We start from the raw sequence: 24,337 nt of genomic DNA on the forward strand, positions 1-24,337 counted from the left end.
TCAGCACCAGCGGCGCGGCGGTCGCTCCCGGCGCACCGCACGGCTGCGCGGACGGACCGCGCCGTGCCGGTGGGCGCCCGCCCACCCGGGCAGGTCGCTGCGGCAGCCCTGCGCCGGCTCCGGCTCGGGCGCGGCGGGGGTCGCCGGCTCCGCGGCCCGCTGGCGGGGCACGGGCGGCTCGTCGTCCGCGCGCTCGGGCGGCCAGCCGGCGGCCGGCTCGGCCGCATGGGTCAGGCCCGTCCGGCGCGGGTGCTTCGCGGACGCCTGCTGGTCGTGGTGGCCCGGCCGGCAGGGCTCGCCCTGGGCGCAGCCGTGCTCGGCCTCCCCGTGCGCCATCCCGGTCTCCTCACGCTCGCCATCGCCCGTCGGGCGGTCGTCACCCCGACGTGCTCTGACACCGTACTGGCCGGGCCCGACGGGCTCGTCAGCGCGTACCCGTGGAGATCGTCCGGAGGGGGCCGCGCATCGGCCCGCGCCTGTCGTACGCTTCCGCCCGGTTCCGGCGCGGAAGGGGTGGGGATGGGTCTCCGGAAGGTCGTCGCGCTCCTCCTGGCGCTCGCCACGGGTCCGGTGGCCGGGTGCGGCCTGCTGACCAGCGAAACCGCCTCCGGGTTCATGCCGCAGGCCGGGGTCTGCCATCAGGCTCCGGGCGACAACGCCAGCGGGGAGGCGTACCGGCCGGTCGACTGCATGGAGCGGCACGAGGCCGAGACGTTCCTGGTGAGCCGCTTCGCCGGGCCCGACGCCGAGTCCGACGACCCGCCCGCGACGGGTTCGGACGCGGCGCTGCGGGCCTACTACTCGTGCGCCACTGCGGCGCGGGAGTTCCTCGGCGACGACTGGCCGGTCGGGCGGCTGTCGCTGCGGCTGGTGCTGCCCACCACCGAGGGCTGGGCGGCGGCCGAGCGGTGGTACCGCTGTGACCTGGTGGAGATCGTGGCCCTCGACCTCTACGAGCCGTCCCCCCGGGCCAACAGCCTCAAGGGCGCGCTGGGCTCCCCGTCCTCCCCGCTCCGGCACGGCTGCTACAACGCCGAACTCGACGAGTACCGCGAGCTGAAGTCGCTGCCCCCGGCCTCCTGCACGGGCCCGCACCGGACCGAGTTCGCCGGGATCTGGCGGGCCGACGACGTGCCGTACGGCGAGGAGATCCTGTCCGAGGAGATGATGAACGGCTGCTACGGCGTCATCGCCCGGTACGTCGGCCTCGCCGACGACGGGGAGGTGCGCCGCCGGCTGCTGCCGCTACCCCTGCCGCCGACCGACGACGACCTGGCCGCCGGGGAGACGTCGGTGCTGTGCCTGCTGCACACCGACGGCAAGCCGCTGACCCGGTCCCTCGCCGGCGTCGGCGTGCGGGGGCTGCCGCCACGCCGCTGACGTCAGGGTCGGCGGGCGGCGTCCAGGTCGGCGCGGGTCAGCAGGGCGCGCAGCGCGATGCCGTGGCCGGCGAGGGCCTCCGCGCCGCCCTCGCCCCGGTCGATCACGCACAGCGCGTGCTCGACGGTCGCGCCCAGCTCGCGGAGCTGGCCCGTGGAGATCACCACCTGGCCGCCCGAGGTCACCACGTCCTCGACCACCAGGATTCGCCGCCCGGCGACGTCCGCGCCCTCCGCCAGCCGGGCGGTCCCGTACGCCTTGGCGGCCTTGCGGACGAACGCGCAGGGCAACCCGACGTGCCGGGCCAGCGCGGTGACCACCGGAATGCCGCCCATCTCCAGACCGGCCAGCACCTCGATGCCGGGCGGGACCAGCCCGGCCAGGCCGGCGGCGACCCGGTCCAACAGCACCGGGTCGGCCTCGAACCGGTACTTGTCGAAGTACTCGTCCGCGGTCCGGCCGGAGCGGAGCAGGAAGCGCCCGGTGAGGCGGCAGGTGGCGTCGATGTCGCGGGCGAGGTCGGCGAGGGCGCGCGGGGTGTCGGTCACGGGAGATCATTGTCGCCGCCGGCCGCCGTCGCCCGTCCGGCAGGCGGGCCTCGAAGTGGAGTCGCTGGTCAGGGCGTGTCAGGCTGGTGCCGTGAGCGCGAGGAGTGAGCCGGGGTCGCGAGCCCCGCAGTCGCGAGCCGAGGGGACGCCGTGAGCGCGAGGAGTGAGCCGGGGTTGCGAGCCCCGCAGTCGCGAGCCGAGGGTACGCCGTGAGCGAACCGGGCGGGACCGAACTGTCGGCGACGCTGCGCCGTATCGAGCGGGCGGCGGGCGCGCTGTCCACGGCCAGCGTGGCGCGGATGGACGAGACGCTGCCCTGGTTCCGGGAGCTGCCGGCCGACCAGCGCTCCTGGGTCATGGTGGTCGCCCAGGCGGGTGTCCGGTCGCTGGTGCAGTGGCTGCACCAGGGCGGCGGCGCGACCGACAGCACCCAGGAGGTGTCGGACGAGGTCTTCGCCGCCGCGCCGCAGGCCCTCGCGCGCTCGATCACCCTTCAGCAGACCGTGGCGCTGATCAAGGTGACCATCGAGGTGGTCGAGGAGCAGGTGTCCCACCTCGCCGTGAAGGGCGAGGAGCAGCTGCTGCGGGAGGCGGTGCTGCGCTTCTCCCGGGAGATCGCCTTCGCCGCCGCCCGGGTCTACGCCCGCGCCGCCGAGACCCGCGGCTCCTGGGACGCCCGGTTGCAGGCGCTGCTGGTCGACGCGCTGCTGCGCGGGGACTCGCCGGACGTGCTGGCCAGCCGGGCGGCGGCGCTGGGCTGGTCGGACGCGCCGCCGGTGGCCGTGGCGGTGGGCCGTTCCCCCGGCGGGGAGGTGGCGGCCGTGCTGCACACCGTCTACCGGCAGGCCCGCCGGATCGGGGTCGAGGTGATCGGCGGCGTGCACGGCGACCGGCTGGTCATCGTGCTGGGCGGGGCGGCCGACCCGGTGGCGGCGACGGAGAAGCTGCTCACCGCGTTCGGAAAGGGCCCCGTCGTGGTCGGCCCGGCCGTGCCCAGCCTCGACGAGGCGACCGACTCGGCGCGCGCCGCGCTGGCCGGCTTCCGGGCCGCGCCGGCCTGGCCGACCGCGCCCCGCCCGGTCTCCGCCGCCGACCTGCTGCCCGAGCGGGCCCTGGCGGGGGACGCCGAGGCCCGCCGGCGGCTGCGCCACGACGTGTACGCGCCCCTGGCCCGGGCCGGCGGCGAGCTGCTGGAGACACTGGACGCGTTCTTCGCGGCCGGCGGCACGCTGGAGAGCGCGGCGCGGGCACTCTTCGTGCACCCGAACACGGTGCGTTACCGGCTGAAGCGGGTGGCGGAGGTGGCCGGCTTCTCCCCGCTCACGCCCCGCGACGCGTTCACCCTTCAGGTGGCCCTGACGGTGGGCCGGCTCGACCCGGTGGTCCCGGGTGTCGCACCGGTCCCGAGCCAGACATCCGTCCCAGGTGTCAACAAAACGCCGCAGACAGGGGATGATCGGCGCCGATCTTTGTAGGTATCCTCCAAAGCTTCTAGTGCGGTTTGGTGCCGTGCGTTACAGCGCGACCCGCGAGTATCCGTCAGAGTCGTAGACGTGCTCGCCGTACTCTCACCCGGACAGGGTTCCCAGAAGCCCGGTTTCCTGACCCCCTGGCTCGACCTGCCCGGTGCGGCGGAGCGCCTGCGCTCGTGGTCGGCGCTGGCCGGGGTCGACCTGCTCCACCTCGGCACCGAGGCCGACGCGGACGAGATCAAGGACACCGCCCGCACCCAGCCGCTGCTGGTCGCGGCCACGCTGCTCGCCGGCGAGCACCTGCCCATGGGCGACGTCGCGGTGGTCGCCGGCCACAGCGTCGGCGAGCTGGGCGCCGCGGCCCTGGCCGGGGTCCTCCCCGCCGAGGCGGCCGTGACCCTCGCCGGCGTACGCGGCCGGGAGATGGCCGCCGCCTGCGCGCTGGAGCCGACCGGGATGGCCGCCGTGCTCGGCGGCGACCCCGACGAGGTGCTCGCCGCCCTGGCGGCGCACGGGCTGCACCCGGCCAACCGCAACGGCGCCGGCCAGATCGTCGCCGCCGGCGCGGTGACCGGCCTGGAGAAGCTGGCCGCCGAGCCGCCGGCCCGGGCCCGGGTGATCATGCTGAAGGTGGCCGGCGCCTTCCACACGCCGTACATGGCCCCGGCCGAGGCCGCGCTGGCCGAGGTGGCCGCCGACATCACCCCGGCCGACCCGGCCCGGACCCTGCTCTCCAACCTGGACGGCGGCGCGGTCGCCGACGGCCGGGAGCTGGTGCGGCGGCTGGTCCGCCAGGTCACCGCCCCGGTCCGCTGGGACCTGTGCATGCGCACGCTGGCCGACCTCGGCGTCACCGGCGTGATCGAACTGCCCCCGGCCGGCACCCTGGCCGGCCTGGTCAAGCGCGAACTCAAGGGCGAGGGCGCGCCGGAGATCGTCACCCTGAACACCCCCGACGACCTGCCCGCGGCGCGGGACCTGATCGCCCGCCACGGCGGGCGGGGAACGGAAGGTAACAACTGATGCCCGGCAGCCGGATCGTCGCGATGGGGCACTACCAGCCCTCCCGCGTGGTCACGAACGACGACCTCGCCCAGATGGTCGACACCAACGACGAGTGGATCCGGGACCGGGTCGGCATCGTCACCCGGCGGATCGCCGGGGACGAGACGGTCGCCGACATGGCTGCCGCCGCGGCCGGCAAGGCGCTGGCCAACTCCGGCCTCACGGCCGCCGACATCGACCTCGTCGTGGTGGCCACCTGCACCTCGGTGGACCGCAGCCCCAACGTGGCCTGCCGGGTCGCGGCCAAGCTGGGCATCAGCGCGCCGGGCGCGTACGACATCAACACCGCCTGCTCGGGCTTCGCGTACGCCCTCGGCACCGTGGACCACGCCATCCGGGCCGGGGCGGCGCGCAACGCGATCGTCATCGGCGCGGAGAAGCTCTCCGACTTCACCGACTGGACCGACCGCTCGACCTGCATCATCTTCGGCGACGGCGCCGGCGCGGCCGTGGTGACCGCGGCCGCCGAGGGTGAGCCGGCCGGGGTGGGCCCGGTGGTGTGGGGTTCGGTGCCGGAGAAGAGCGACGCGGTCCGGATCGAGGGCTGGCGGCCGTACATCGCGCAGGAGGGGCAGGCGGTCTTCCGCTGGGCCACCACGGCCCTGGCCCCGCTCGCGCTCCAGGCCTGCGAGAAGGCCGGGGTGGACCCGTCGGAGCTGGCCGCGTTCGTGCCGCACCAGGCCAACGCCCGGATCATCGACGGCATCGCCAAGCGGCTCAACATCCCGAACGCGATCATCGCCAAGGACATCGTCGAGTCCGGCAACACCTCGGCGGCGAGCGTGCCGCTGGCCCTGTCGAAGCTGGTCGAGCGGCGCGAGGTGCCCGCGGGCGCCCCGGTGCTGCTGTTCGGCTTCGGCGGCGGCCTGACCTACGCCGGTCAGGTCGTCCGCTGCCCCTGAAGACCCCCTCGGGCGCGAGCGCGCCGAGGTGCGACGGCCGGCGTCGCCGACCGTCGAGTGAACCCCCGATGAGAGGAACCCACCGCAATGACCCGTGACGAGATCACCGCCGGCCTCGCCGAGATCCTCGAAGAGGTTGCCGGGGTGAACCCGGACGACGTGGCCGAGGGGAAGTCCTTCACCGACGACCTCGACGTCGACTCGCTCTCCATGGTGGAGGTCGTGGTGGCGGCCGAGGAGAAGTTCGGCGTCAAGATCCCGGACAACGAGGTGCAGAACCTCAAGACCGTCGGCGACGCCGTCAGCTACATCGAGGCGCAGTCCTGATCATGAGTCGTCCCGACGTCGTCGTCACCGGGCTCGGCGCGACGACCCCGCTCGGCGGGGACGTCGCGTCGACCTGGGACGCCATGCTCGCGGGCCGCTCCGGGGTGAGTGCGCTCACCCAGGAGTGGGCCGCGCAACTGCCCGTCCGGATCGCCGCACAGCTCGCCGTCGAACCGTCGACGGTGCTGGACCGGGTCAAGCTGCGCCGGCTCGACCGGTCCGAGGCGATCGCCATCGTGGCGGCGCAGCAGGCCTGGGCGGACGCCGGCCTGGCCGACTCCGGGCTCGACCCGGAGCGGCTGGCGGTCAGCGTCGGCTCCGGCATCGGCGGCGCCACCACCCTGCTCGCCCAGGACGACATCCTGGAGGCGTCCGGCCCGCGGCGGGTCTCCCCGCACACCGTGCCGATGCTGATGCCGAACGGTCCGGCCGCCTGGGTCGGGCTGGAACTCGGCGCCAAGGCCGGCGTGCACTCGGTGGCCAGCGCCTGCGCGACCGGCGCGGAGGCGATCGCGCTGGGGCTGGACATCATCCGCTCCGGCCGGGCCGACGTGGTGGTGGCCGGCGGCACCGAGGCGGTCATCCACCCGCTGCCGATCGCCGGCTTCGCCTCGATGCGGGCCATGTCGACCCGCAACGACGAGCCGGAGAAGGCGTCCCGCCCGTGGGACAAGGGCCGCGACGGCTTCGTCCTCGGTGAGGGCGCGGGCGTGGTGGTCCTGGAGCGCGCCGAGCACGCCGCCGCCCGCGGCGCCCGGGTCTACGCGCGCCTCGCCGGCGCCGGGATCACCTCGGACGCGTACGACATCGTGCAACCGCACGCCGAGGGCGAGGGCGCCATCCGGGCCATCGCCAAGGCGGTCGCCGACGCGGACGTCGCGAAGACCGACATCAGGCACGTCAACGCGCACGCCACCTCCACGCCGGTCGGTGACATGCTGGAGATCGGCGCGCTGCACAAGGCCGTGGGCGACCACCCGCTGCTGACGGCCACCAAGTCGATGACCGGGCACCTGCTCGGCGCGGCCGGCGCGCTGGAGTCGATCGCCACCATCCTGGCCATCCGGGACGGGGTCGTACCCCCGACGATCAACCTGGACGACCCGGACGAGGGCCTCTCCCTGGAGGTGGCCGCGCACAAGGCCCGCCACCTGGAGATCCCCGCGGCGCTGAACAACGCGTTCGGCTTCGGCGGGCACAACGTGGCCCTGGTGTTCACCCGGGCCTGAGCACGGCGTACCCGTTCGGGGCCCGCGTCCGCACCGGACGCGGGCCCCGAGCGCGTCCCGGCCGGTTAGGGTGAGGGCCGCCGAGCCGTCGAGGAGCACCGCGCGTGGAAGCGACCGAGATCCGCAAGCTCGCCGCGCTGGAGGACACCCACTGGTGGTACCGGGAGCGGCGGGTCCTGCTGGGCCGGGCGCTGCGGCGGCTGGCCGCCGGAGGCACCCGCCCGGGCCGGGCGCTGGACGTCGGCGCGGCCGGTGGCGGCAACACCCGGGTGCTGCGGGCGCATGGCTGGCGGCCGCTCGCCCTGGAGTACAGCGCGGAGGGCGCCGGGGTGGCCCGGGAGCGGGGCCTGGACGTGATCCGGGCCGACGCCCGGCACCTGCCGCTCGCCTCGGCGGGCCTCGACCTGGTGGTGGCCTTCGACATCCTGGAGCACTTCGACGAGGACCACCTCGCGGCCGCCGAGATCCGGCGGGTGCTGCGCCCCGGCGGTACGGCGCTGATCGCGGTGCCGGCCGACATGCGGCTCTGGTCGGCGCACGACGTGGCGGTCGGGCACGTGCGCCGCTACGACCGCGCCGGGCTGCGGGCGGTGGTGGAGAAGGCCGGGCTGGTGCTCGACGAGCTGTGGAGCTGGAACGTGGTGCTCCGCCCGGTCGCGGCCTGGCGGCGCCGGAAGTCGACCGGCAGTGACCTGGACGACCTGCACCCGGTGGTCAACCTCGGGCTGCGCACCGTCATCACCGCCGAGCGGTACCTGCCGGTGAAGGCGCTGCCCGGTGTCTCGCTGATGCTGCGGGCGCATCGTCCGGCGTGACCCGGACACCAGGAACGACCAAGATCTACTAATATCCCCGGACCGCCGTCGAGCACGACGGCACGGAACGCAGGAGGACGGGGATGCTGCGACGTACCGCGACGGCCGTGCTGGCCGCGCTGACCCTGGCCGGAATCGCCGGCTGCTCCGACGAGCAGCCGCGGGCCACCGCGAGCCCGTCGACGTCGCCCAGCCCAACCGCCTCGCCGGTGGTCGCCGGCCCGCCCTGGTACGACGAGGTCGCCCCGGCCGCGGCGGCCGGTGAGCTCGGCGACAAGGCGAGCCCGTGCCCGATGGAGCTCATCTTTTCGGTACCGGCGAAGTGGCGGGCGAAGGCGGTGAAGAACGGCCGGGACGCCGCGATCGGCGGCGCCGTGCCGGTCTGCGAGATCGACGCCAAGCCCGCCGGTCACCTCGGCTTCCTCCGGGCCTGGAAGGCGGACGCGCCCGGCAACCAGCAAGAGGTCATGGACAAGTTCCTCGACGCGTACGGCGAGGTCACCGACCGGCAGTACCGCCGGACGAAGGCCGGCCCGCTCGACTCCTTCGAGGCGACCTTCGTCGCGGAGTCCGGCACCCACGAGCGGGCGATCCTGGTGTCGACCATCTGGGGGCGCTTCCTGCTGACCCTCGGCGGGGCCGACGACGCGGAGCACCAAGCCATGCTGCCGGCGTACCAGCTGGCCAAGCAGACCGCGAAGAACAACCGGAACTGGGAGTAGCGCTCAGCGGAGCCGGTAGACGGCCATCCGGCCGGTGTCATGGCGCAGGTCGGCCAACGTGCGCAGGGTCGGCGACTCGAGTCCGATCTCGCGGTCGACCACCAGCCAGCGCACGCCGTACCGGTCGCGCAGGACGGCCAGCCCGGCGGCGGTGGGGGCGGTGAAGGCCGCGTCGTTGGCGCGCTGCCGGCCGGCGTCCCAGAACGGCGCGTACGGGCCCTCCGGCCGGCCGACCATCCGGGGCGCGAACGCCCACCCCTCGACCAGCACCGACCGCTCGGCGTAGCCGCTGAGCCAGAACGAGCGGGCGTCGCACCAGCCGTCCACCACCTCCCGGCAGTGCGCGTTGGTGGCGAGCACGTCGTCCGGGGCGCTGTGCGCCCGCACCCAGCGGGCCGCCTCGACCCGGTAGGCGGGCATCGCCACCACCGGGTACGCCCCGCCGTTCGGGTAGACCCGGGTGGCCGCGGCGTCCATGACCAGCCCCGGCGCCCCGGCGGCCAGCACGGCGGTGAGCAGCACCAGCCCGCCCCGGCCGGCCAGCCCCGGCCAGCGCCCCACGAGGGCCGGCCAGCACAGGGCCGCCAGCACCACCGGCACGGCCAGCACGGCGGCCCAGAGGAGCAGCGGCAGCACCGGAGCGTACGCGGGAACGGCGGGCGTGCTGACCGCGGAGTCGAGCTGCACCGCGGTGAGCAGCACGGCGAGCCCGGCGGCGCCCGCGCCGAGCAGCCACCGGCCCCGGACGGCGAGGGCGGCCCGGTCGGCCACCTCGGCCCAGCCCCAGGCGGAGAGGAGCACGCCGAAGGCGAACCCGGTGCGGGTGAAGTACTGGTTGCTGCTGCCGGGATGCCCGACGAGCAGGTAGATGGCCGGGCCGGCGAGCGCGCCGCCGAGCAGGAACACCTGCACCGGTTCGAGCCGCCACCGGCGCAGCTTGAGCAGGGCCAGGGCGCCGGCCACCCGGAGCTGGAGGTTGAGCAGGAACGCCACCGCCACCAGCACCCAGCACAGCGCCGTCACCCCGGCCGGCCGGTCGGTCGGCACGTACGGGCGTAGCCCGAAGAACGGGTCCAGGACCACCCCGTGGCTCTCGAAGGCGAACAGCACCGCGGTGGCGAAGAACTGCGCGGCCAGCGCCAGACCGGCGGCGACCAGCACGCCCCGGGGCAGCCGGCGGCGGGCCAGCAGGGTGGCCGCGGCGGTGAGCCCGAGCGCGGCCAGCACCACCGGCAGGGTGCTGGCCTTCGCGCCGGTCGACGCGGCCAGGAACAGGAGCGCCAGCGGCCAGGCGCCGCGGCCCAGCGCGGGCACGGTCACCCCGCGGGCCCGGCCGACGATCTCGCCGAGCACGGCGATCAGCGGCAGCAGCAGCACCCAGCTGTACGTCATCGACGGGCTGCCCCAGACGATGAAGGTGGCCTGGCTGCCGAAGAGCTGCCGCCAGCCGTTCTCGAAGCCGAACTCGCCCACGGTGAACAGCAGCGCGGCGGCCACCACCCCGGCGTACGGGCGGCCGGTGATCCGCCAGCCGACCACGGCGACCAGCACGGCGGCGAGCGCGCAGAGCGCGGGCACGGCGAGCCGGAACAGCACCGTGGGCAGGTCGACGCCGCTGACCAGGCTGGTGGCGGCCAGGTGGGCGAAGCCGAACCAGTGGTAGTGCAGCGGCTCCCCGGCGACCTGCGGCACCTCGGGCGGCACCTGATGGGTGGCCGCCCCCGCGATGGAGAGCTGGAAGGCCAGGTCGATGTACTGTGCCTGCCCCTCGTCGGAGGGCAGCACCGGGTTGACGGCGAGGAACGAGCCGTACAGGTAGAGGGTGAAGCCGACCACCACCCCCGCCAGCGACCAGGCCCACCCCACCGGGACGGCGGTGGGGTGGCGGACCCGCCAGTGCCGGCGCAGCCGGGGCACGGCGGCGAACGGCGCCACCACGGCCAGCGGCCAGAGCCGCAGCCACCCGGGCAGCCCGAGGGCGGTGAACCCGGCCCACGCGACCAGCTCCAGCACCAGGCCGACGGCCGCGCCCATGGCCAGGTCCTCGACCAGGGTGTGCGGCCGGCGGCGCAGCGCGCGGAACACCAGCGTGCCGGGGAGCAGCACGGCGAGCGCCGCGTACGCCGTCCAGCGGGCGATCGCGGCGGCCGGGGTGTCGACGGCGAGCAGCACGGCGACCACGGCGACGTAGGCGGCGACGGCCGGGGCCCAGCGCAGGGCGGCGGGACGGCGGCGCGGGTCGACGGCCGCCGGGGCGGCGCCGGCGGCGAGGGCGGTCACCGCAGGCTGTCGGCCAGCTCGGCCGGGTCCGGACGGTCCGGCCCGGCGTCGGCGCTGTCGCCGGACACCAGGTACGCGGGCCGGCCCTGCACGGCGGTGTAGATCCGGGCCACGTACTCGCCGAGCAGGCCGAGGCAGAGCAGCTGCACCGCGCCGAGGAAGAGGATCGCCACGTAGAGCGAGGGCCAGCCGCTGACCGTGGCGCCGGCGAACCAGGCCAGCACGGCCACCACGACGAGCACCCCGCAGACCGCCACCCCGACCAGCCCCAGCCAGGTGGCCACCCGCAGCGGGGCGGCGGAGAAGCTGGTGACGCTCTCGGCGGCCAGCCCGGCCATCCGGGACAGCGGGTACTTGGTCCGGCCGGCGGCGCGCTCCTGCCGCTCGTACGTCACCTCGCCGCTCGGGAAGCCGAGCCAGGGCACCACGAGCCGGAGCACCGGGTTGCGCTCGGGCAGCTGCCGCAGCGCCTCCACGACGGCCCGGCTGACCAGCCGGAAGTCGCCGGCCTGGGCGGGGACCTGCTCGCCCACCAGCCGCCGGACCAGCCGGTAGTAGCCGCCCGCGGTCCACCGCTTGAACCGGGTGTCCCGGCTGCGGTCGGCCCGCACGGCGTAGACCACGTCGAGGTCGTCGGCGCGCGCCCGGCGGAGCAGTTCGAGGATCACCTCGGGCGGGTCCTGGAGGTCGGCGTCGATGCTGGCCACGTACGTGCCCCGGGCACGGAGCAGGCCGGCGTGCAGGGCGGCCTGGTGGCCGCTGTTGCGGCGCAGCCGGAGCACCCGCAGCTCCGGCCAGCCGACCCGGAGCGCGGCCAGCGCCGCCGCGGTGCCGTCGGTGCTGCCGTCGTCGACGGCCACCACCTCGTACGTCTCGCCGAGCCCGTCCAGCACGCCGCGCAGCCGGACGGCGAGCAGCGGGAGGACGGCCTCCTCGTTGAACATCGGCACCACCACGGACAGGGCCGGCTGCGGCGCGGTCACGGCACTCGACCCCCCGGTTCCCTGGCGGCGGCGGACGGGCCGACGCTACCAGCCGGGCAGGTCGGAGCCGGGTGGGTCACCGGGCGCCGACCCGGTCAGGTGCCGCAGGTGGTGGCCGGCAGGCCGGACACCGGCACCGGGGAACGGCCGGTCGGGCGGGCCTTGCCGGCGAGCACCGCGGCCAGCGCGGTCATCGACGCCCGGGTGGACGAGTAGGTGGCCAGCAGGGTCGGCGACTTCGCCCCGGCCAGCACGTACGGGGTGTCCATGGCCACCGTCACGGTGGCGTCGGCACGCAGGTCCTTGCTGCCGTCGCCGTACCCGACGAGGTGCACGACCGTGCCACCGCTCGGCACCACCTTCACCCCGGCGGCGGTGAGCGCCTCGGTCAGCGCGGCCCGGGTGCGGTCCCGCCCACCGGAGGAGGTGACGGTGACGGGGCCGGCCACCGGGCTGCCACAGCGGCCGCGCAGCATGGTCACGGCCGCGGCGGCCAGGTCGGCGGCGGCCTTGCGGTGCGCGGCGCTGTCCAGCGTCGACAGCGCGGGCGCCGGCCGGTCGGCCAGCTTGAACTTCATGGTCAGCACCCGGGTGACCGCCTCGACCAGGCGGGTCCGGGGCAGCGAGCCGTCCTTGAGCGCGGCCCGCATCCCCTCGTACGCCTGGCCCACGTTCGGGGTCATGAGGATGAGGTCGTTGCCGGCGTTCAGAGCCCGGACCGCGGCCTCCCCCGGCGACCACCGCTTGGCCGGCGCCATGTTCATCCCGTCGGTGATCACCACGCCCTGGAAGCCGAGCTGGCCGCGGAGCACGTCGGTGAGGAGCTTGCGGGAGAAGGTGGCCGGGGTGCCCGGGTCGACCGCCTTGACGTCGAGGTGGGCCGACATGACCGCCATGGCCCCGGCGTCGATCCCGGCGTGGAACGGCGGGAACGCGGTGCGGTCGAGCACGGCGCGGGACTGCCCGACCACCGGCAGGTCGGTGTGCGAGTCGGCGGCGGTCAGCCCGTGGCCGGGGAAGTGCTTGACGGCGGCACCGACCCCCTCGGCCTGGAGGCCACGGACCGCGCCGGCCACCTGCGCCGAGGCGATCTTCGGGTCGGCGCCGAAGGAGCGGGAACCGATCACCGTGCTGCGGGTGGCCAGCACGTCGGCGACCGGGGCGAAGTCGAGGTTGACGCCCATGGCGGCCAGCTCGGCGCCGGCGGCCCGCCAGGCGGCCTCGGTCAGCGCCGGGTTGCCGGCGGCCCCGGCGGCCAGCGGGCTGGGCAGCAGGGTGACGCCGTCGGTGATCCGGGTGACCACGCCGTACTCCTGGTCGGTGCCGATCAGGAACGGGGCGGGGCCGGCGGGCAGCCGGCCGGCGGCCTCGCGCAGCCCGTCGGTCAGCGCGCGGACCTGCTTCGGGTTGTCGACGTTGGTGGTCTCCTGGTTGCCCGAGGTGGGGTCGTCGGCGCTGAAGCCGACCAGGATGAGCCCGCCGAGGCGGTACTTCGCGACCATCTCGGCGGGGGTGTCGACCCCGGCCAGGGCGCGGTTGCCGGCCGCCGACCCGGGCGAGACCTTGGTGGCCGAACTCCCGTACGCGTACGGCATCAGCACCTGGCCGACCAGGTCCTCGTCGGAGAGCGTCGCCACCAGGGCGGCCGCCCGGGCGGCCGGGTCGGCGCCGGTCGGCGAGGGGGCGGCCGACGACGGGGCCGGCGCCGGGCTCGACGGGGTCGGTCGGGGTCGTTCCGGCTCACCCGAGCACCCGGAGACGAGCAGCGCGGTCAGTGCGGCGAGCGCGACGCCGGCGCGACGCGGGGAAATCGACACGCGCCCCACCGTATCGGGGCAACTTGACCTTCCGTCACCCCACCCGGGTGAGCAGCGTCACGGGGGCGCCGTCCCCGGCGTAGCGGTAGGGCTCCAGCTCGGCGTCCCAGGCGGTGCCGAGGGCCTTGTCGAGGGCGTGCGCGAGGGCCTCCGGGGCCCGGGCGGACGCCATGATGCTGCGCAGCCGGTCCTCGCCGAGCTGGATGTCCCCGGCCGCGCCGACGGTGGCCCGGAACAGGCCGCGCCCCGGGACGTACATGAAGCGCTCGCCGTCGGCTCCCGGGCTGGGCTCCTCGGTCACCTCGAAACGGATCATGGGCCACTGCCGGAGGGCAGCAGCCAGTTCGGCGCCCGTCCCCGGGCTGCCGGTCCACCCGCACTCGGCGCGACGCGCCCCGGGATCGACGGGCTGGGCCGTCCAGTGCAGGTTGACCGGCGCGGCGAGGACGCGCGCGATCGCCCACTCGACGTGCGAGGACACGGCGAGCGGGGTCGAGTGGACGTATACGACGCCACGCGTTGGCACGGTGACCTCCCGGTGAGCCGAGGTGCGTCTTCCCCTACGACCTCGTCCACCCGAGTGGCCTCTGCAACACATGATGACCCGAGTGACGGATGGTGCGCCAGCGAATCGGAAAATTCGCCGGCCCCGGTGACCGGGAAATACCCGGGCGGCTGACCCCGTTGTGCTCCCTGACGGCGCGACGACCAGCCAGGCGTCGAGGTCGTGTACAGTTCTCTGGGCGGTTCTGTGCCGCCGCACGTCTTCGCGGGCTGACGCTCACCCCGGGCGTCAAACCGCACATCAGCCCCCGGACGTTTTCCGTCCTCCCGTACGTCTGCAAGGAGTACCTCCGTGGCGAGCAACACCTCTAAGACCGCGCGCGCGTCAGTCCGGGCCGGCCAGGCTGGCCAGGGTGGCGCCCTCAGCGTGCTGGGCGAGTTCAAGTACCTGATCCCGCTCAACGGCGGCAAGCACGCCTACGTGCGCAACCTGACCAACGGCAAGACCGCGCACCTGCGCACCGACTCCGAGGCCTTCGTCGAGGAGCTGCGCGTGCTGGCCGCCGCCGGCCACGCCGCCAAGCTGCGCGCCGAGATCAACGCGCTGGCCGCCTCCCACCCGGACCACGGCTGGGACAAGACCGAGAAGCGTCTCGTCGAGGCCGGCGTCTTCGAGGGCTGAGCGCCCTCACCCGCGACACCACGAACCGCCCGCCGGGGTCACCCCGGCGGGCGGTTGTCGTCTGTTCACTCCTCCGGCAGCAGCGCCACCTCACCGGTGGCCAGGTCGTAGAGGGCGCCGACCACGGCGACCTCCCCCGCCCCGACCGGGCCGGCCAGCAGGTCGTCGGCGCGCAGGGTGGCCACCGTGCGCCGGACGTGCCGGCGGATGGCGAGGGGATGTGCGTCCGGGTCGTCCGCGCCCACCTCGTGGACCGCCGGCGCGATCCGGTCCACCACGTAGCCCAGCGAGCCCTCCGGCAGCCGCCCGCTGCGCAGCGCCTCGACCGCCGAGCCCACCGCGCCGCAGCGCTCGTGCCCCAGCACCATCACCAGGCGTACGCCGAGCTGCCCCACCACGTACTCGATCGAGCCGCAGACCGCCCGGTCGAGCACGTGCGCGCCGGTGCGGATCACGCAGATCGAGCCGAACGTCTGGTCGAAGATCGCCTCCAGCGGAACCCGCGAGTCGATGCAGCCCAGCAGGACCGCGTACGGCTGCTGGTCGCCGGAGGCCACCGCGGCGGCGGCGGTGACGTCGTGGCCGTGCACCGGCTGCCCGCTGAGGAAGCGCCGGTTGCCGGCGAGCAGCTCGGCGAGGGCGGCCCGCGGCGTGCGGGCGGCGGGGGTGGGCGGCATGCCTCCAGCCTGGTCACCGATCCGACGTCGCGAAGCCGGGTTGGGAATCTTCTCACCACCCGGTTGCCGTGTTGTCATGACGGGTACGCCGGTGTTACCGCCGGGTCACTCCGGTGTGACAGACACCGGTCGGCCCGGGGGAGGTGGACTCATGCCGGAGCACCTGGAGGTGCGGCTACCCGACGGCGTACGCCTGCACGTGGCGGCGACCGGGCCGGTCGACGCCGAGGTCACCGCGATCCTGCTGCACGGCTGGACGCTGGACGGGCGCAGCTGGCACCGCCAGCTCGCCGACCTGCGCGACCGCTTCGGCGAGCGGGTCCGGGTGGTGACCTACGACGCCCGCGGGCACGGCCGGTCGAGCTGCATGGCGCTGCGTACCGCCACCCTGGCCCAGCTCGGCGACGACCTGGCGGCCGTGGTCGACCAGGTCGTCCCGTCCGGGCGGATCGTGCTGGTGGGGCACTCGATGGGCGGGATGACCGTGATGGAGTACGCCCACCGCCACCCCGAGCACTTCGCCGGCCGCACCGCCGGCCTGGTCTTCGTCTCGACGACGGCGGAGGGGCACACGCACACCGCCTACGGGCTGTCGCCCCGGATCGCCCGGTTGATCCGGCTCGCCGAGACGACCGGCGCCGGGGTGCTGGCCCGCTGCGGCGCCTGGCGTCCGCCGCACGCGCTGCTGCGCGCGCTGCGCCCGAGCATCCGCTGGATGCTGTTCGGCGACCGCTGCGACCCGGCCGACATCCGGCTGGTCACCTCGGCGGTGGCGCACGCCTCCCTGCGCTCGATCGGCGGTTTCCGCGCCTCGATCGGGGCCCAGCACCGGCTGGACACCCTCGCGGCGCTGGGCCGGCTGCCGGCCGCCGCGCTGGTCGGCGACCGGGACCGGCTCACCCCGCCGCCGTGCGCCGAGTCGATCGCCGCGGCGCTGCCCACCACCGAGCTGACCGTCTGCCCCGGCGCCGGCCACATGCTCATGATGGAACGCCCCGACGACGTGAACGCGGCCGTCGCCGGGGTGCTGCACCAGGTGCTCACGGGGACGGACGCGGGAACGTCCGGGCAGCGGGTGGGAACGTCCGGATAACGGGCAACCCGCACCGGCGGGCAGCGGGCAACGGCATGGCCCCGACAGCGGCCTGGTCGGCGGCCCGTACCCTCATTCAGCCCGCCGTCTGACCACAGGAGCCCCCGCGTTGAGCGACCAGACCACCCTGGAACGGGAGATGGCCGTCGAACAACGGCATCTCGACCGGGTGTACGCCCGGCTGGCCGAACTACGTCGGTCGGCCGCCGACGCCGAACGGGAGGGCTACCGGCTGGCCCGGGTCGGCAACTTCGGGGCGCTGGTCGAGCGGGACGCCATGGTCTTCCACGCGGCGCAGCGCCGCCACGTGCTGGACGCCGAGCACGAGGGTCTGGTCTTCGGGCGGCTGGACCTGCGCACCGGGCAGGTGCTGCACGTGGGCCGGCTCGGGGTGCGCGGGGAGAAGGCCGAGACCCTGGTGGTGGACTGGCGGGCGCCGGCCGCCGCCGCGTTCTACCAGGCCACCCCGGCCGAGCCGCGCGGCGTGGTGCGGCGGCGCACGATCCAGTCGTCGGCGGAGCGGGTCACCCGGATCGAGGACGACCTGCTGGACCCGGAGTCGGCGCCGCCGGACATGGCGGTGGTCGGCGACGGCGCGCTGCTGGCCACCCTCTCCCGGGCCACCGGGCACGGCATGCGGGACATCGTGAGCACCATCCAGCGGGAGCAGGACGAGGCGATCCGCTCCCCCGGCAACAGCGTCACGATCGTCTCCGGCGGCCCGGGCACCGGCAAGACGGCGGTGGCCCTGCACCGGGCCGCGTACCTGCTCTACTCCGACCGGGCCCGGTACGCCGGCGGCGGCATCCTGGTGGTCGGCCCGTCGAGCGTGTTCGTCCAGTACATCGCCTCGGTGCTCCCGTCGCTCGGCGAGGAGACCGCCACCCTGCACTCGCTGGGCTCGCTCTTCCCCGGCCTGTCGGCGACCCGGACCGACCCGCCCGAGGTGGCCGCCGTGAAGGGGTCGCTGCGGATGCGCCGGGTGCTGGAGCGCGCGGTCCGGGACGCGGTGCCCGACTCTCCCACCGAGCTGCGCCTGCTCTACCGGGGCGAGCTGCTCCGGCTGGAGCGGCCCGAGCTGGACGCGATCCGGGACCGGACGCTGTCCCGGGGCGCGCGCCGCAACGAGGTGCGCCGGGCCGCCTTCGACGCGGTCCTCGGCGCGCTCTGGGCGCAGGCCCGCGCGCTGCGGATCGGCGGGCTGCCGGAGCAGCCCGCGTTCGAGGACGAGATCATCGAGCGGCCGGAGTTCCGCGAGTTCCTGAAGGCCTGGTGGCCCCGGCTGCACCCGCGGCACGTGCTGGACTGGCTGGCCCGCCCCGAGCGGCTGCGCCGGTACGCCGGCGGCGTCCTGTCCGGGGCCGAGATCCGGCTGTTGACGCAGGCGTACCGGAGCCTGGACGCCGAGGGGCTCACCATCGCCGACGTGGCGCTGCTGGACGAGCTGGACGCGCTGCTCGGCAGGCCGGTGCAGCGGGCGAGGCCGAAGCGGGACCCGTACCAGCTGGCCGGCGGCGTACGCGAGCTGAGCACGGCCGCCGACCGGCAGCGGGCCGCCCGGGCCGCCGCCCGGGAGCGCCCGGAGGACTACCGCGACTACGCGCACGTGGTGGTCGACGAGTCGCAGGACGTCTCGCCGATGCAGTGGCGGATGATCGGCCGGCGCGGCCGGCTGGCCTCCTGGACGGTGGTGGGCGACCCGGCGCAGACCGCCTGGACCGGCGACCCGCAGGAGCTCGCCCGGGCCCGGGACCAGGCGCTGGGCCGGCGCCGCCGGTACCGCTACGAGCTCACCACCAACTACCGCAACTCGGCGGAGATCTTCGCCGTGGCGGCAGCGGAGATCCGCCGCGTCCACCCGGATCTCGCGCTGCCCACCGCCGTCCGCTCCACCGGCGTGGCACCGGTCGAGCGGACGGTGCCCGCCGCCGAACTGCCCGCCGCCACCGCGGCGGCGGCCCGTGCGCTGCTGGCCGAGGTCGAGGGCACGGTGGGCGTGATCACGCCGGTGCCGCGCCGGGACGAGGTGGCCGGCTGGGTGGGCGACCTCGGCGGCCGGCTCCAGGTGGTGACCAGCCTCCAGGCCAAGGGCATGGAGTACGACGGGGTGGTGCTGGTCGCTCCGAGCGAGATCCGGGCCGACCCGGGGTCGGGCGTGCGCACCCTCTACGTGGCGCTCTCCCGGGCCACCCAGCGCCTCACCACGCTCGACCCGGTCGGCTGACGAAGGCGCCCCGTCCCGACGTTCAGTTGCACATATAGCGATGTGAGCATAGATTGAGCTCGGCCGGGGCGACGGACGGAGGGTGTGGGCGTGGGCGCAGGTCATGACCACAGCGGCGCGGTGGCCAACGCCGCGCACCGTCACCGTGGTCGGCTCTGGGCCGCGTTCGGTCTGCTCACCGCCCTGATGGCGGTCGAGGCGGTGGCCGCGTTCGCCACCGGCTCGCTGGCCCTGCTCTCCGACGCCGGGCACATGTTCACCGACGTCCTCGGCATCGGCATGGCCCTCGCCGCGATCAGCGCCACCCGGCGGGCCGACACCGATCCGCAGCGCACCTTCGGGCTCTACCGGCTGGAGGTGCTGGCCGCGCTGGCCAACGCGGTGCTGCTCGGCGCCGTGGCGGTCTACGTCCTGATCGAGGCGGTACGCCGGTTCGGCGAGCCGCCGGAGGTGCTGGCCGGGCCGATGCTCGCCGTGGCGGTGCTCGGCCTGCTCGCCAACATCGCCGCGTTCGCGCTGCTGCGCGCCGGCGCCGAGGAGAGCATCAACCTGCGCGGGGCGTACCTGGAGGTGCTGGGCGACCTGCTCGGCTCGCTCGGGGTGATCGGCGCCGCCGTGATCATCGCGCTCACCGACTGGTGGTGGGCCGACCCGCTGGTCGCCGTGGCGATCGGGCTGTTCATCCTGCCGCGCACCTGGCGGCTCGGCCGGGCCGCCGTCCGCATCCTGGTGCAGGCCGCCCCGGAGCACCTCCAGGTGACCGCCGTGCACGACCGGCTGGCCGCCGTGCCCGGCGTCGCGGAGGTGCACGACCTGCACGTCTGGACGCTCACCTCGGGCATGGAGGTGGCCTCGGCGCACCTCACCATGGTCCCGGGCGCCGAGGTGGGCGACGTGCTGGCCGCGGCCCGCACCGCCCTGCACGAGGACTTCTCGATCGATCACGCCACGTTGCAGATCGAACCCGGAGCGTCTCCCGGGGCCTGCGGTGCAGTCGAGTGGTAATTAGGACAATCTTAAATCCAAGTGGTTATTGTGCACTTATGCCGGTTTTGACCGGGTCGCCGGCTCCCACCTGCGGAGCCGGCCCGGAGCAGCGCCGGTAGGCTCGACCGCGGCCACCGCCGGGCGGCGCCCACCGGCGCCTGCGGCGGCCAGCGCCTAATCGCCCGCAGGGGCGAGCCGGGGAACCACGTTCGTGGGGTGCATCCGCGTCAGCGGTAGGGATCTTCCGTCCCGAACCCGTCAGCTAACCCGGTCGGCGGTTGACGGAAGGACACGTGAATGCCCCCAGTGGCACCTGTACGACGGACGGCCGCCCGGTTGGCGGCCCTGCTCATCGCGACGCTCACCCTCGGCGTCGTGGCCGAGCCGGCCCTCCCCGCATCGGCGGCCCCGGCGACCGGCCTGCTCGCCGCCGCACCCGGCGACGACGAGGGCGGCACGCCGGCGCTGCGCGCCCAACTCGATGCGGCCAGCAAGGGCTGGCTCGAGGCGCGGGCCGCGTTGAACCGCTCGGTGACCCGGCAGCAACAGCTCACCGCCCAGCTCAAGACGGTCAACGCCGAGTTGACCGTGCGCGACGCCAAGGTCGGCGAGATCGCCGGGGTGGCGTACCGGGCCGGGCGGATGGGCACGGCCGCGGCGCTGCTCGGCAGCAGCAGCCCGGAGGGCTTCATGGACCGCGCGGCGGCCCTGGAGCAGGTGGCCGCGCACGAGGACCGGGCCCTGCGCGACCTCATCGAGACCCGGGACGAGGCCACCCGCACGCAGGCCGCGCTCACCGGCGAGATCCAGGAGCAACGCAAGCAGGTCACCGTGATGGCCAAGCGCAAGGAGCAGGCCGAACGCGCCCTGGAGGTCGCCAACGACCGCGCGTCCCGCAGCAGCGGCGGCGGCAGCGTGCAGGGCACCTCGTCGGCGAACGCGAAGCCGGCCCCGCGCAACGCCGACGGCTCCTGGCCGCCCGAGTCGTGCAGCGTCGACGACCCGACGCCGGCCGACGGCTGCATCACCCCGCGTACGCTGCACGCGCTCCAGCAGGCCAAGGCGGCCGGCTTCACCCGGTACGTCTCCTGCCACCGGCCCAGCGGCTCCGGTGAACACCCCAAGGGGCGGGCCTGCGACTTCGCCGCGCAGAAGGACGGCTTCGGCGGCGTGGCCACCGGCGGCGACAAGACGTACGGCAACAACCTGGCCGCCTACTTCATCCGCAACGCCGACCCGCTCGCCGTGCTCTACGTGATCTGGTACAAGCAGATCTGGCTGCCCAGCAGCGGCTGGAAGGCGTACAGCGGCGGCAACGGCGACCCGTCCAGCGACCACACCAACCACGTGCACCTGTCGGTGTACTGACCCGCCCCGGCGGCACCCGGCCTACGCCCCACGACGTACGCCGGGTGTCGCCGCGCGGCCCACGACGCGGCGCCCGCGACGGCCGAGCATCGGGGGCATGACTCGACTCTCCCCCACCGGACGCAAGGCCCTGCTCACCCTGCACGTGGTCACGTCGGTGGGCTGGCTCGGCGCCGACCTGGTGCTGCTCACCCTCGGCGTGGCCGGGCTGCGCGGGGCCGACCCCGAGGTGGTCTACCCGGCGGCCGCGCTGCTGGTCACCTGGCTGTTCGCCCCGCTGAGCGTGGTGGTCTGGCTGGTCGGGCTGGCCAGCGCGCTGCTCACCCCGTGGGGGCTGCTGCGCTGGCGCTGGGTGCTGGTGAAGTTCGCCGTGACGACCGTGGTGCTCACGCTGGTGCTGCTCCTGCTCACCCCGCGGGTCCGGCACCTCGGCGAGCTGGCCGGGGCGGCCACCACCCACCTGCGCGTCGACCTGGTGGTCGCGCCGACCGTCTCCAGCACGCTGCTGCTCGTGGTCACGGTGCTGTCCACGTACAAGCCGTGGGGGCGGCTGCGGCCGGCCCGCCCGGCGGCCCGGCGACCGGCGCCGGCCGGGCGGCGCGGCTGAGTCAGGCCGCCCGCCCCTCCAGGGTGGCGCCGAGCCGGCTGGCCAGGCCGAGGTGGGCCGCCCGGGCCTGCCGGAAGGCGTAGCCGAACAGCGGCGCGGGGGCGGAGAGGGTGATCTCCACGTCGATCCGCACCACCCCGTCGGGCTCGTCACGCAGCCGGGTGTGGTTGCGCACCGTGGTGGCCGGCTGCTGCCGGGCCACGGTGACCACCTCGTCCTCGTTGGCGATCAGCACGTCGGCCTGGTAGGTGACCGGGAAGTGCAGCGGGCCGAGCTCCAGCCGGTCGGTGATCGCGTAGCTGGCCAGCGCACCCGGGCGGGGCGGCAGTTGGCGGACCCGCACGATCAGCGGATGCAGCTCGCCCTGCCGGCTCAGGTCGCCGAGCAGGGCCACCGCGTCCGCCCGGGTGCAACGGGCCTGCACGGTGTAGCTGAAGCTGTCGCTGCTGAGCAAGCGGTACCCCCTCGCCGTCGTGGGTCCGCACGATCGTCCCGTACCGGAGCCGGGCTGGCAACGGGTCGGAAGTCCCTGTCCACCGGGCGGGGGGTGGGCGCCGTTCAGGCGCCGGGGAGCACCTCACGGGTGCTGTCGGCGAACCAGGGCTCGGGCGCGCCGAAGAGGCCGAGCAGGCCGGTCACCCAGAGCTGCCGGTGCACGAAGCGGCTCGGCTCGGTGACCACGAGCTTGACGCCGCTCACCTCGCAGGTCTGGAAACCGGCGACCATGGCGCTGATGCCGACGGAGTCGATGAAGGTGACGAGCCGCATGTTGAGCTCGATCCGGGAGGGGCGGCCCTTGGCGAGCACCTCGGCGATCGCTTCCCGCACCTCGTACGCGGTGTCGACGTCGATCTCGCCCCGCGGGGCGATCTGGACCACACCACCCGACAGCATCGACTTCACGATCGACAGGCTCACGCGAGCACCTCCACTCGCCCAATGGGCGCCTCATCAGTACGCGGGCCGCGACCGAGAGTATTCCTCCGACGGCCTCGGTCGCCACCCCTCGGGATGAGCAATTCGCGGACTGGGCACACCTGGGCACCCTGATCCGGACCTTCCGGCTCCGGTTTTGCCCGCGGCGCGGGTCCCACCGGTCGATCGACCGGGGCGGGCCCGGCCGATCCGCCGACCCAGGGTAGCGGGCCGCCGCACGTCCCGGTGGCAACCCGACCCCCCGGCGCGTCCGGGTGGTCTGTCCGATGCCGCGCCGACGCGCCCCGCCGGGGTGGTTTGCGCCGGGTCGGGTCGGGGCACTGGGCACGGGGAGCGAACCGTCACGCGCCGGACGACATCCGGAGTCCGAACCGGCCACCGGACTTCGGCACCCCGAGGAGGTAACACCCATGTTCGGATCCACCCTGCTGGACCGCCGCAGCAAGCCCGAGCGGGTCGCCGACCAGGCGTGGCAGCACCTGCTCGCCGCCGCCGGCTCCGCCGGCGACAGTGTGCGGGACGCCGCCCGCTCGGCCCGCCGCAACTCCTCCGGCCTCGCCGACGACGCCACCGTCCTGGTCGGCTCCGCCGCCGAGGAGGCCCGCCGCCGGGCCAGCCTCGCCTTCGACGCGCTCGCCGGCCGGCGGCCGGCGCTGCCCTGGACGCTGCTGATCGCCGCGGCGCTCGCCGGCGCGGCGATCGGCTGGGCCGCCGGCACCGCCGCGCGGGCGGCCGGCAGCCGCGAGCGGGACGTCGACGAGATCGAGTTCGTCGACGTCGACCGCCCCAACTCCCCCGCCGGCCTCGACGGCTGAGCCGGACACTACGGTGGCCGCCCCCGGCGTCGGGGGCGGCCACCGTCGTGTGTGCCGGTGGTTCCCACCCGGATCGGGTGAGGGCAGGTCACCCGGGGCTCGCGCAGGATCGGAGTTGCGGGACTCCGTGCCGGCGGCGGAGTCCGACGAACCGCGAACCGACCCGGGAGGGAGCCAGCATGGCCACCGCCACGACCACCCGTACCGACCAGGAGATCCAGACCGCCGTCCTCGACGAACTGACCTGGGAGCCCCGGGTACGGCCCAACGAGATCGGGGTGACCGTCACGGAGGGCATCGTGACGCTGAGCGGCTCGGTGGACAGCTACGCCAAGAAGTGGGCCGCCGAGCGGGCCGCCCACCGGGTGCCCCGCGTCCGGGCGGTCGCCAACGACGTCGCCGTCCGGATCGCCACCTCCGCCGAGAAGAGCGACCCGGAGATCGCCACGGCGGTCAGCCGCGCGCTGGAGTGGGACGCGTTCGTGCCGATCGAGGCGCTCGACGTGACCGTCGCCGACGGCTGGGTCACCCTGCACGGCGAGGTCGAGTGGGAGTACCAGCGCCGTGCCGCCGAACGCTCGGTCGCCCGGCTCACCGGCGTACGCGGGGTGAGCAACGGCATCACCGTGCGGCCGAGCATCCGCGCCGACGGGCGCGACCTGGCCGAGCGGATCGTGGACGCGCTGGCCCGCAACGCCGCCACCGAGGCGGAGGGGATCAGCGTCCGGGTGCACGGCGACACCGTGCTGCTGGAAGGGGTGGTCCACTCGGCGCCGGAGCGCGCGGAGATCGAGCGGGTGGTGTGGAACGCGCCCGGCATCCGTGAGGTGCACAACCACGTGACCGTGGCGCGGTGAGCCGGACCACCCGGGCCGGGTGATCCCGGCTCACCCCGTCGTGGGCG

General features: G+C 75.1%; 25 protein-coding genes and 1 riboswitch. Of the genes, 16 read left to right on the plus strand and 9 right to left on the minus strand.

Annotated features, from left to right (window positions below):
• On the minus strand, positions 1-336 hold the full coding sequence (locus FXF50_RS16185) for a hypothetical protein (RefSeq protein WP_148428637.1): 336 nt from the start codon (positions 334-336) through the stop codon (positions 1-3).
• Between the two features lie 183 nt (positions 337-519).
• Here FXF50_RS16185 and FXF50_RS16190 point away from each other — a divergent pair, with 183 nt between their 5' ends.
• A complete protein-coding gene (locus FXF50_RS16190) occupies positions 520-1,380 on the plus strand; it encodes a septum formation family protein (protein WP_148428639.1) in 861 nt (286 codons plus the stop codon).
• A 2-nt stretch (positions 1,381-1,382) separates the two neighbouring features.
• On the opposite strand, the gene FXF50_RS16195 is transcribed toward FXF50_RS16190, so the two are convergent.
• Positions 1,383-1,928 carry an orotate phosphoribosyltransferase gene (locus tag FXF50_RS16195; protein ID WP_148428641.1) on the minus strand — a complete coding sequence of 182 codons (546 nt, stop codon included), beginning with the start codon at positions 1,926-1,928 and terminating at the stop codon, positions 1,383-1,385.
• Positions 1,929-2,137: 209 nt separating this feature from the next.
• Between FXF50_RS16195 and FXF50_RS16200 the strand changes: the two genes are divergently transcribed.
• From FXF50_RS16200 to FXF50_RS16230, 7 genes are all read left to right on the plus strand, one after another.
• The gene (locus FXF50_RS16200) at positions 2,138-3,403 is read left to right on the plus strand and encodes a CdaR family transcriptional regulator (RefSeq protein WP_148428643.1); all 1,266 of its coding nucleotides are present in this window, start codon (positions 2,138-2,140) and stop codon (positions 3,401-3,403) included.
• A 78-nt stretch (positions 3,404-3,481) separates the two neighbouring features.
• Positions 3,482-4,423 (plus strand): ACP S-malonyltransferase, encoded by a 942-nt coding sequence (locus FXF50_RS16205; protein WP_148428645.1) that lies wholly within the window; start codon positions 3,482-3,484, stop codon positions 4,421-4,423.
• A complete protein-coding gene (locus tag FXF50_RS16210) occupies positions 4,423-5,367 on the plus strand; it encodes a beta-ketoacyl-ACP synthase III (RefSeq protein WP_148428647.1) in 945 nt (314 codons plus the stop codon). The genes FXF50_RS16205 and FXF50_RS16210 overlap by 1 nt, the downstream gene beginning before the upstream one ends.
• Positions 5,368-5,454: 87 nt before the next feature.
• Positions 5,455-5,694, plus strand: a complete 240-nt coding sequence (locus FXF50_RS16215) for an acyl carrier protein (protein WP_007072348.1) — start codon at positions 5,455-5,457, stop codon at positions 5,692-5,694.
• 2 nt (positions 5,695-5,696) lie between these two features.
• Entirely contained in the window at positions 5,697-6,923 is a 1,227-nt protein-coding gene (gene fabF, locus FXF50_RS16220; RefSeq protein WP_148428649.1) for a beta-ketoacyl-ACP synthase II, read from the plus strand.
• A gap of 104 nt (positions 6,924-7,027) precedes the next feature.
• Positions 7,028-7,738: a bifunctional 2-polyprenyl-6-hydroxyphenol methylase/3-demethylubiquinol 3-O-methyltransferase UbiG gene (locus tag FXF50_RS16225; RefSeq protein ID WP_148428651.1), complete on the plus strand. Its 711-nt coding sequence runs from the start codon at positions 7,028-7,030 to the stop codon at positions 7,736-7,738.
• An 83-nt stretch (positions 7,739-7,821) separates the two neighbouring features.
• Complete coding sequence (locus FXF50_RS16230) at positions 7,822-8,460, plus strand: lipoprotein (protein ID WP_148428654.1); 639 nt, start codon at positions 7,822-7,824, stop codon at positions 8,458-8,460.
• Between the two features lie 3 nt (positions 8,461-8,463).
• On the opposite strand, the gene FXF50_RS16235 is transcribed toward FXF50_RS16230, so the two are convergent.
• The 4 genes from FXF50_RS16235 to FXF50_RS16250 all read right to left on the minus strand — a co-directional run bounded on the left by FXF50_RS16235 (position 8,464) and on the right by FXF50_RS16250 (position 14,066).
• Positions 8,464-10,740 carry a DUF2298 domain-containing protein gene (locus FXF50_RS16235; protein WP_148428656.1) on the minus strand — a complete coding sequence of 759 codons (2,277 nt, stop codon included), beginning with the start codon at positions 10,738-10,740 and terminating at the stop codon, positions 8,464-8,466.
• The gene (locus tag FXF50_RS16240; RefSeq protein ID WP_255510056.1) at positions 10,737-11,723 is read right to left on the minus strand and encodes a glycosyltransferase family 2 protein; all 987 of its coding nucleotides are present in this window, start codon (positions 11,721-11,723) and stop codon (positions 10,737-10,739) included. The genes FXF50_RS16235 and FXF50_RS16240 overlap by 4 nt, the downstream gene beginning before the upstream one ends.
• Positions 11,724-11,818: 95 nt before the next feature.
• Complete coding sequence (locus FXF50_RS16245) at positions 11,819-13,549, minus strand: glycoside hydrolase family 3 protein (RefSeq protein ID WP_255510057.1); 1,731 nt, start codon at positions 13,547-13,549, stop codon at positions 11,819-11,821.
• Positions 13,550-13,574: 25 nt separating this feature from the next.
• A complete protein-coding gene (locus FXF50_RS16250) occupies positions 13,575-14,066 on the minus strand; it encodes a DUF3145 domain-containing protein (protein ID WP_091319620.1) in 492 nt (163 codons plus the stop codon).
• 330 nt (positions 14,067-14,396) lie between these two features.
• On the opposite strand from FXF50_RS16250, the gene FXF50_RS16255 reads away from it, so the two are divergent.
• The gene (locus FXF50_RS16255; protein ID WP_148428660.1) at positions 14,397-14,726 is read left to right on the plus strand and encodes a hypothetical protein; all 330 of its coding nucleotides are present in this window, start codon (positions 14,397-14,399) and stop codon (positions 14,724-14,726) included.
• A 65-nt stretch (positions 14,727-14,791) separates the two neighbouring features.
• On the opposite strand, the gene FXF50_RS16260 is transcribed toward FXF50_RS16255, so the two are convergent.
• On the minus strand, positions 14,792-15,403 hold the full coding sequence (locus tag FXF50_RS16260; protein WP_148428662.1) for a carbonic anhydrase: 612 nt from the start codon (positions 15,401-15,403) through the stop codon (positions 14,792-14,794).
• Between the two features lie 151 nt (positions 15,404-15,554).
• Here FXF50_RS16260 and FXF50_RS16265 point away from each other — a divergent pair, with 151 nt between their 5' ends.
• The 5 genes from FXF50_RS16265 to FXF50_RS16285 all read left to right on the plus strand — a co-directional run bounded on the left by FXF50_RS16265 (position 15,555) and on the right by FXF50_RS16285 (position 21,682).
• Complete coding sequence (locus FXF50_RS16265) at positions 15,555-16,496, plus strand: alpha/beta fold hydrolase (protein ID WP_148428664.1); 942 nt, start codon at positions 15,555-15,557, stop codon at positions 16,494-16,496.
• Between the two features lie 109 nt (positions 16,497-16,605).
• A complete protein-coding gene (locus FXF50_RS16270; protein ID WP_148428666.1) occupies positions 16,606-18,720 on the plus strand; it encodes an AAA family ATPase in 2,115 nt (704 codons plus the stop codon).
• Between the two features lie 90 nt (positions 18,721-18,810).
• Complete coding sequence (locus FXF50_RS16275) at positions 18,811-19,725, plus strand: cation diffusion facilitator family transporter (protein ID WP_148428668.1); 915 nt, start codon at positions 18,811-18,813, stop codon at positions 19,723-19,725.
• 143 nt (positions 19,726-19,868) lie between these two features.
• A riboswitch (cyclic di-AMP (ydaO/yuaA leader) is annotated at positions 19,869-20,000 on the plus strand.
• A gap of 4 nt (positions 20,001-20,004) precedes the next feature.
• Entirely contained in the window at positions 20,005-21,075 is a 1,071-nt protein-coding gene (locus FXF50_RS16280) for a hypothetical protein (protein WP_148428670.1), read from the plus strand.
• Between the two features lie 97 nt (positions 21,076-21,172).
• Entirely contained in the window at positions 21,173-21,682 is a 510-nt protein-coding gene (locus FXF50_RS16285; protein WP_148428672.1) for a hypothetical protein, read from the plus strand.
• Between the two features lies 1 nt (position 21,683).
• Here FXF50_RS16285 and FXF50_RS16290 read toward each other — a convergent pair whose 3' ends face one another.
• Positions 21,684-22,136 (minus strand): SRPBCC family protein, encoded by a 453-nt coding sequence (locus FXF50_RS16290; RefSeq protein ID WP_091319597.1) that lies wholly within the window; start codon positions 22,134-22,136, stop codon positions 21,684-21,686.
• 104 nt (positions 22,137-22,240) lie between these two features.
• The gene (locus FXF50_RS16295; protein WP_148428674.1) at positions 22,241-22,600 is read right to left on the minus strand and encodes an STAS domain-containing protein; all 360 of its coding nucleotides are present in this window, start codon (positions 22,598-22,600) and stop codon (positions 22,241-22,243) included.
• A gap of 428 nt (positions 22,601-23,028) precedes the next feature.
• On the opposite strand from FXF50_RS16295, the gene FXF50_RS16300 reads away from it, so the two are divergent.
• A complete protein-coding gene (locus FXF50_RS16300; RefSeq protein ID WP_148428676.1) occupies positions 23,029-23,433 on the plus strand; it encodes a hypothetical protein in 405 nt (134 codons plus the stop codon).
• Positions 23,434-23,612: 179 nt separating this feature from the next.
• Entirely contained in the window at positions 23,613-24,290 is a 678-nt protein-coding gene (locus FXF50_RS16305) for a BON domain-containing protein (RefSeq protein WP_148428678.1), read from the plus strand.
• The last annotated feature ends 47 nt before the right edge of the window (positions 24,291-24,337 follow it).

Source organism: Micromonospora sp. AP08, assembly GCF_008085935.1.
Taxonomy (GTDB): domain Bacteria; phylum Actinomycetota; class Actinomycetes; order Mycobacteriales; family Micromonosporaceae; genus Micromonospora; species Micromonospora chersina.

Bases quoted from the DNA above. Each gene is read 5' to 3' on its own strand.
- FXF50_RS16185 (WP_148428637.1), bottom strand. From the start codon at position 336: ATGGCGCACGGGGAGGCCGAGCACGGCTGCGCCCAGGGCGAGCCCTGC.
- FXF50_RS16190 (WP_148428639.1), top strand. From the start codon at position 520: ATGGGTCTCCGGAAGGTCGTCGCGCTCCTCCTGGCGCTCGCCACGGGT.
- FXF50_RS16210 (WP_148428647.1), top strand. From the start codon at position 4,423: ATGCCCGGCAGCCGGATCGTCGCGATGGGGCACTACCAGCCCTCCCGC.
- FXF50_RS16215 (WP_007072348.1), top strand. From the start codon at position 5,455: ATGACCCGTGACGAGATCACCGCCGGCCTCGCCGAGATCCTCGAAGAG.
- fabF (WP_148428649.1), top strand. From the start codon at position 5,697: ATGAGTCGTCCCGACGTCGTCGTCACCGGGCTCGGCGCGACGACCCCG.
- FXF50_RS16230 (WP_148428654.1), top strand. From the start codon at position 7,822: ATGCTGCGACGTACCGCGACGGCCGTGCTGGCCGCGCTGACCCTGGCC.
- FXF50_RS16260 (WP_148428662.1), bottom strand. From the start codon at position 15,403: ATGCCGCCCACCCCCGCCGCCCGCACGCCGCGGGCCGCCCTCGCCGAG.
- FXF50_RS16265 (WP_148428664.1), top strand. From the start codon at position 15,555: ATGCCGGAGCACCTGGAGGTGCGGCTACCCGACGGCGTACGCCTGCAC.
- FXF50_RS16280 (WP_148428670.1), top strand. From the start codon at position 20,005: ATGCCCCCAGTGGCACCTGTACGACGGACGGCCGCCCGGTTGGCGGCC.
- FXF50_RS16285 (WP_148428672.1), top strand. From the start codon at position 21,173: ATGACTCGACTCTCCCCCACCGGACGCAAGGCCCTGCTCACCCTGCAC.
- FXF50_RS16300 (WP_148428676.1), top strand. From the start codon at position 23,029: ATGTTCGGATCCACCCTGCTGGACCGCCGCAGCAAGCCCGAGCGGGTC.
- FXF50_RS16305 (WP_148428678.1), top strand. From the start codon at position 23,613: ATGGCCACCGCCACGACCACCCGTACCGACCAGGAGATCCAGACCGCC.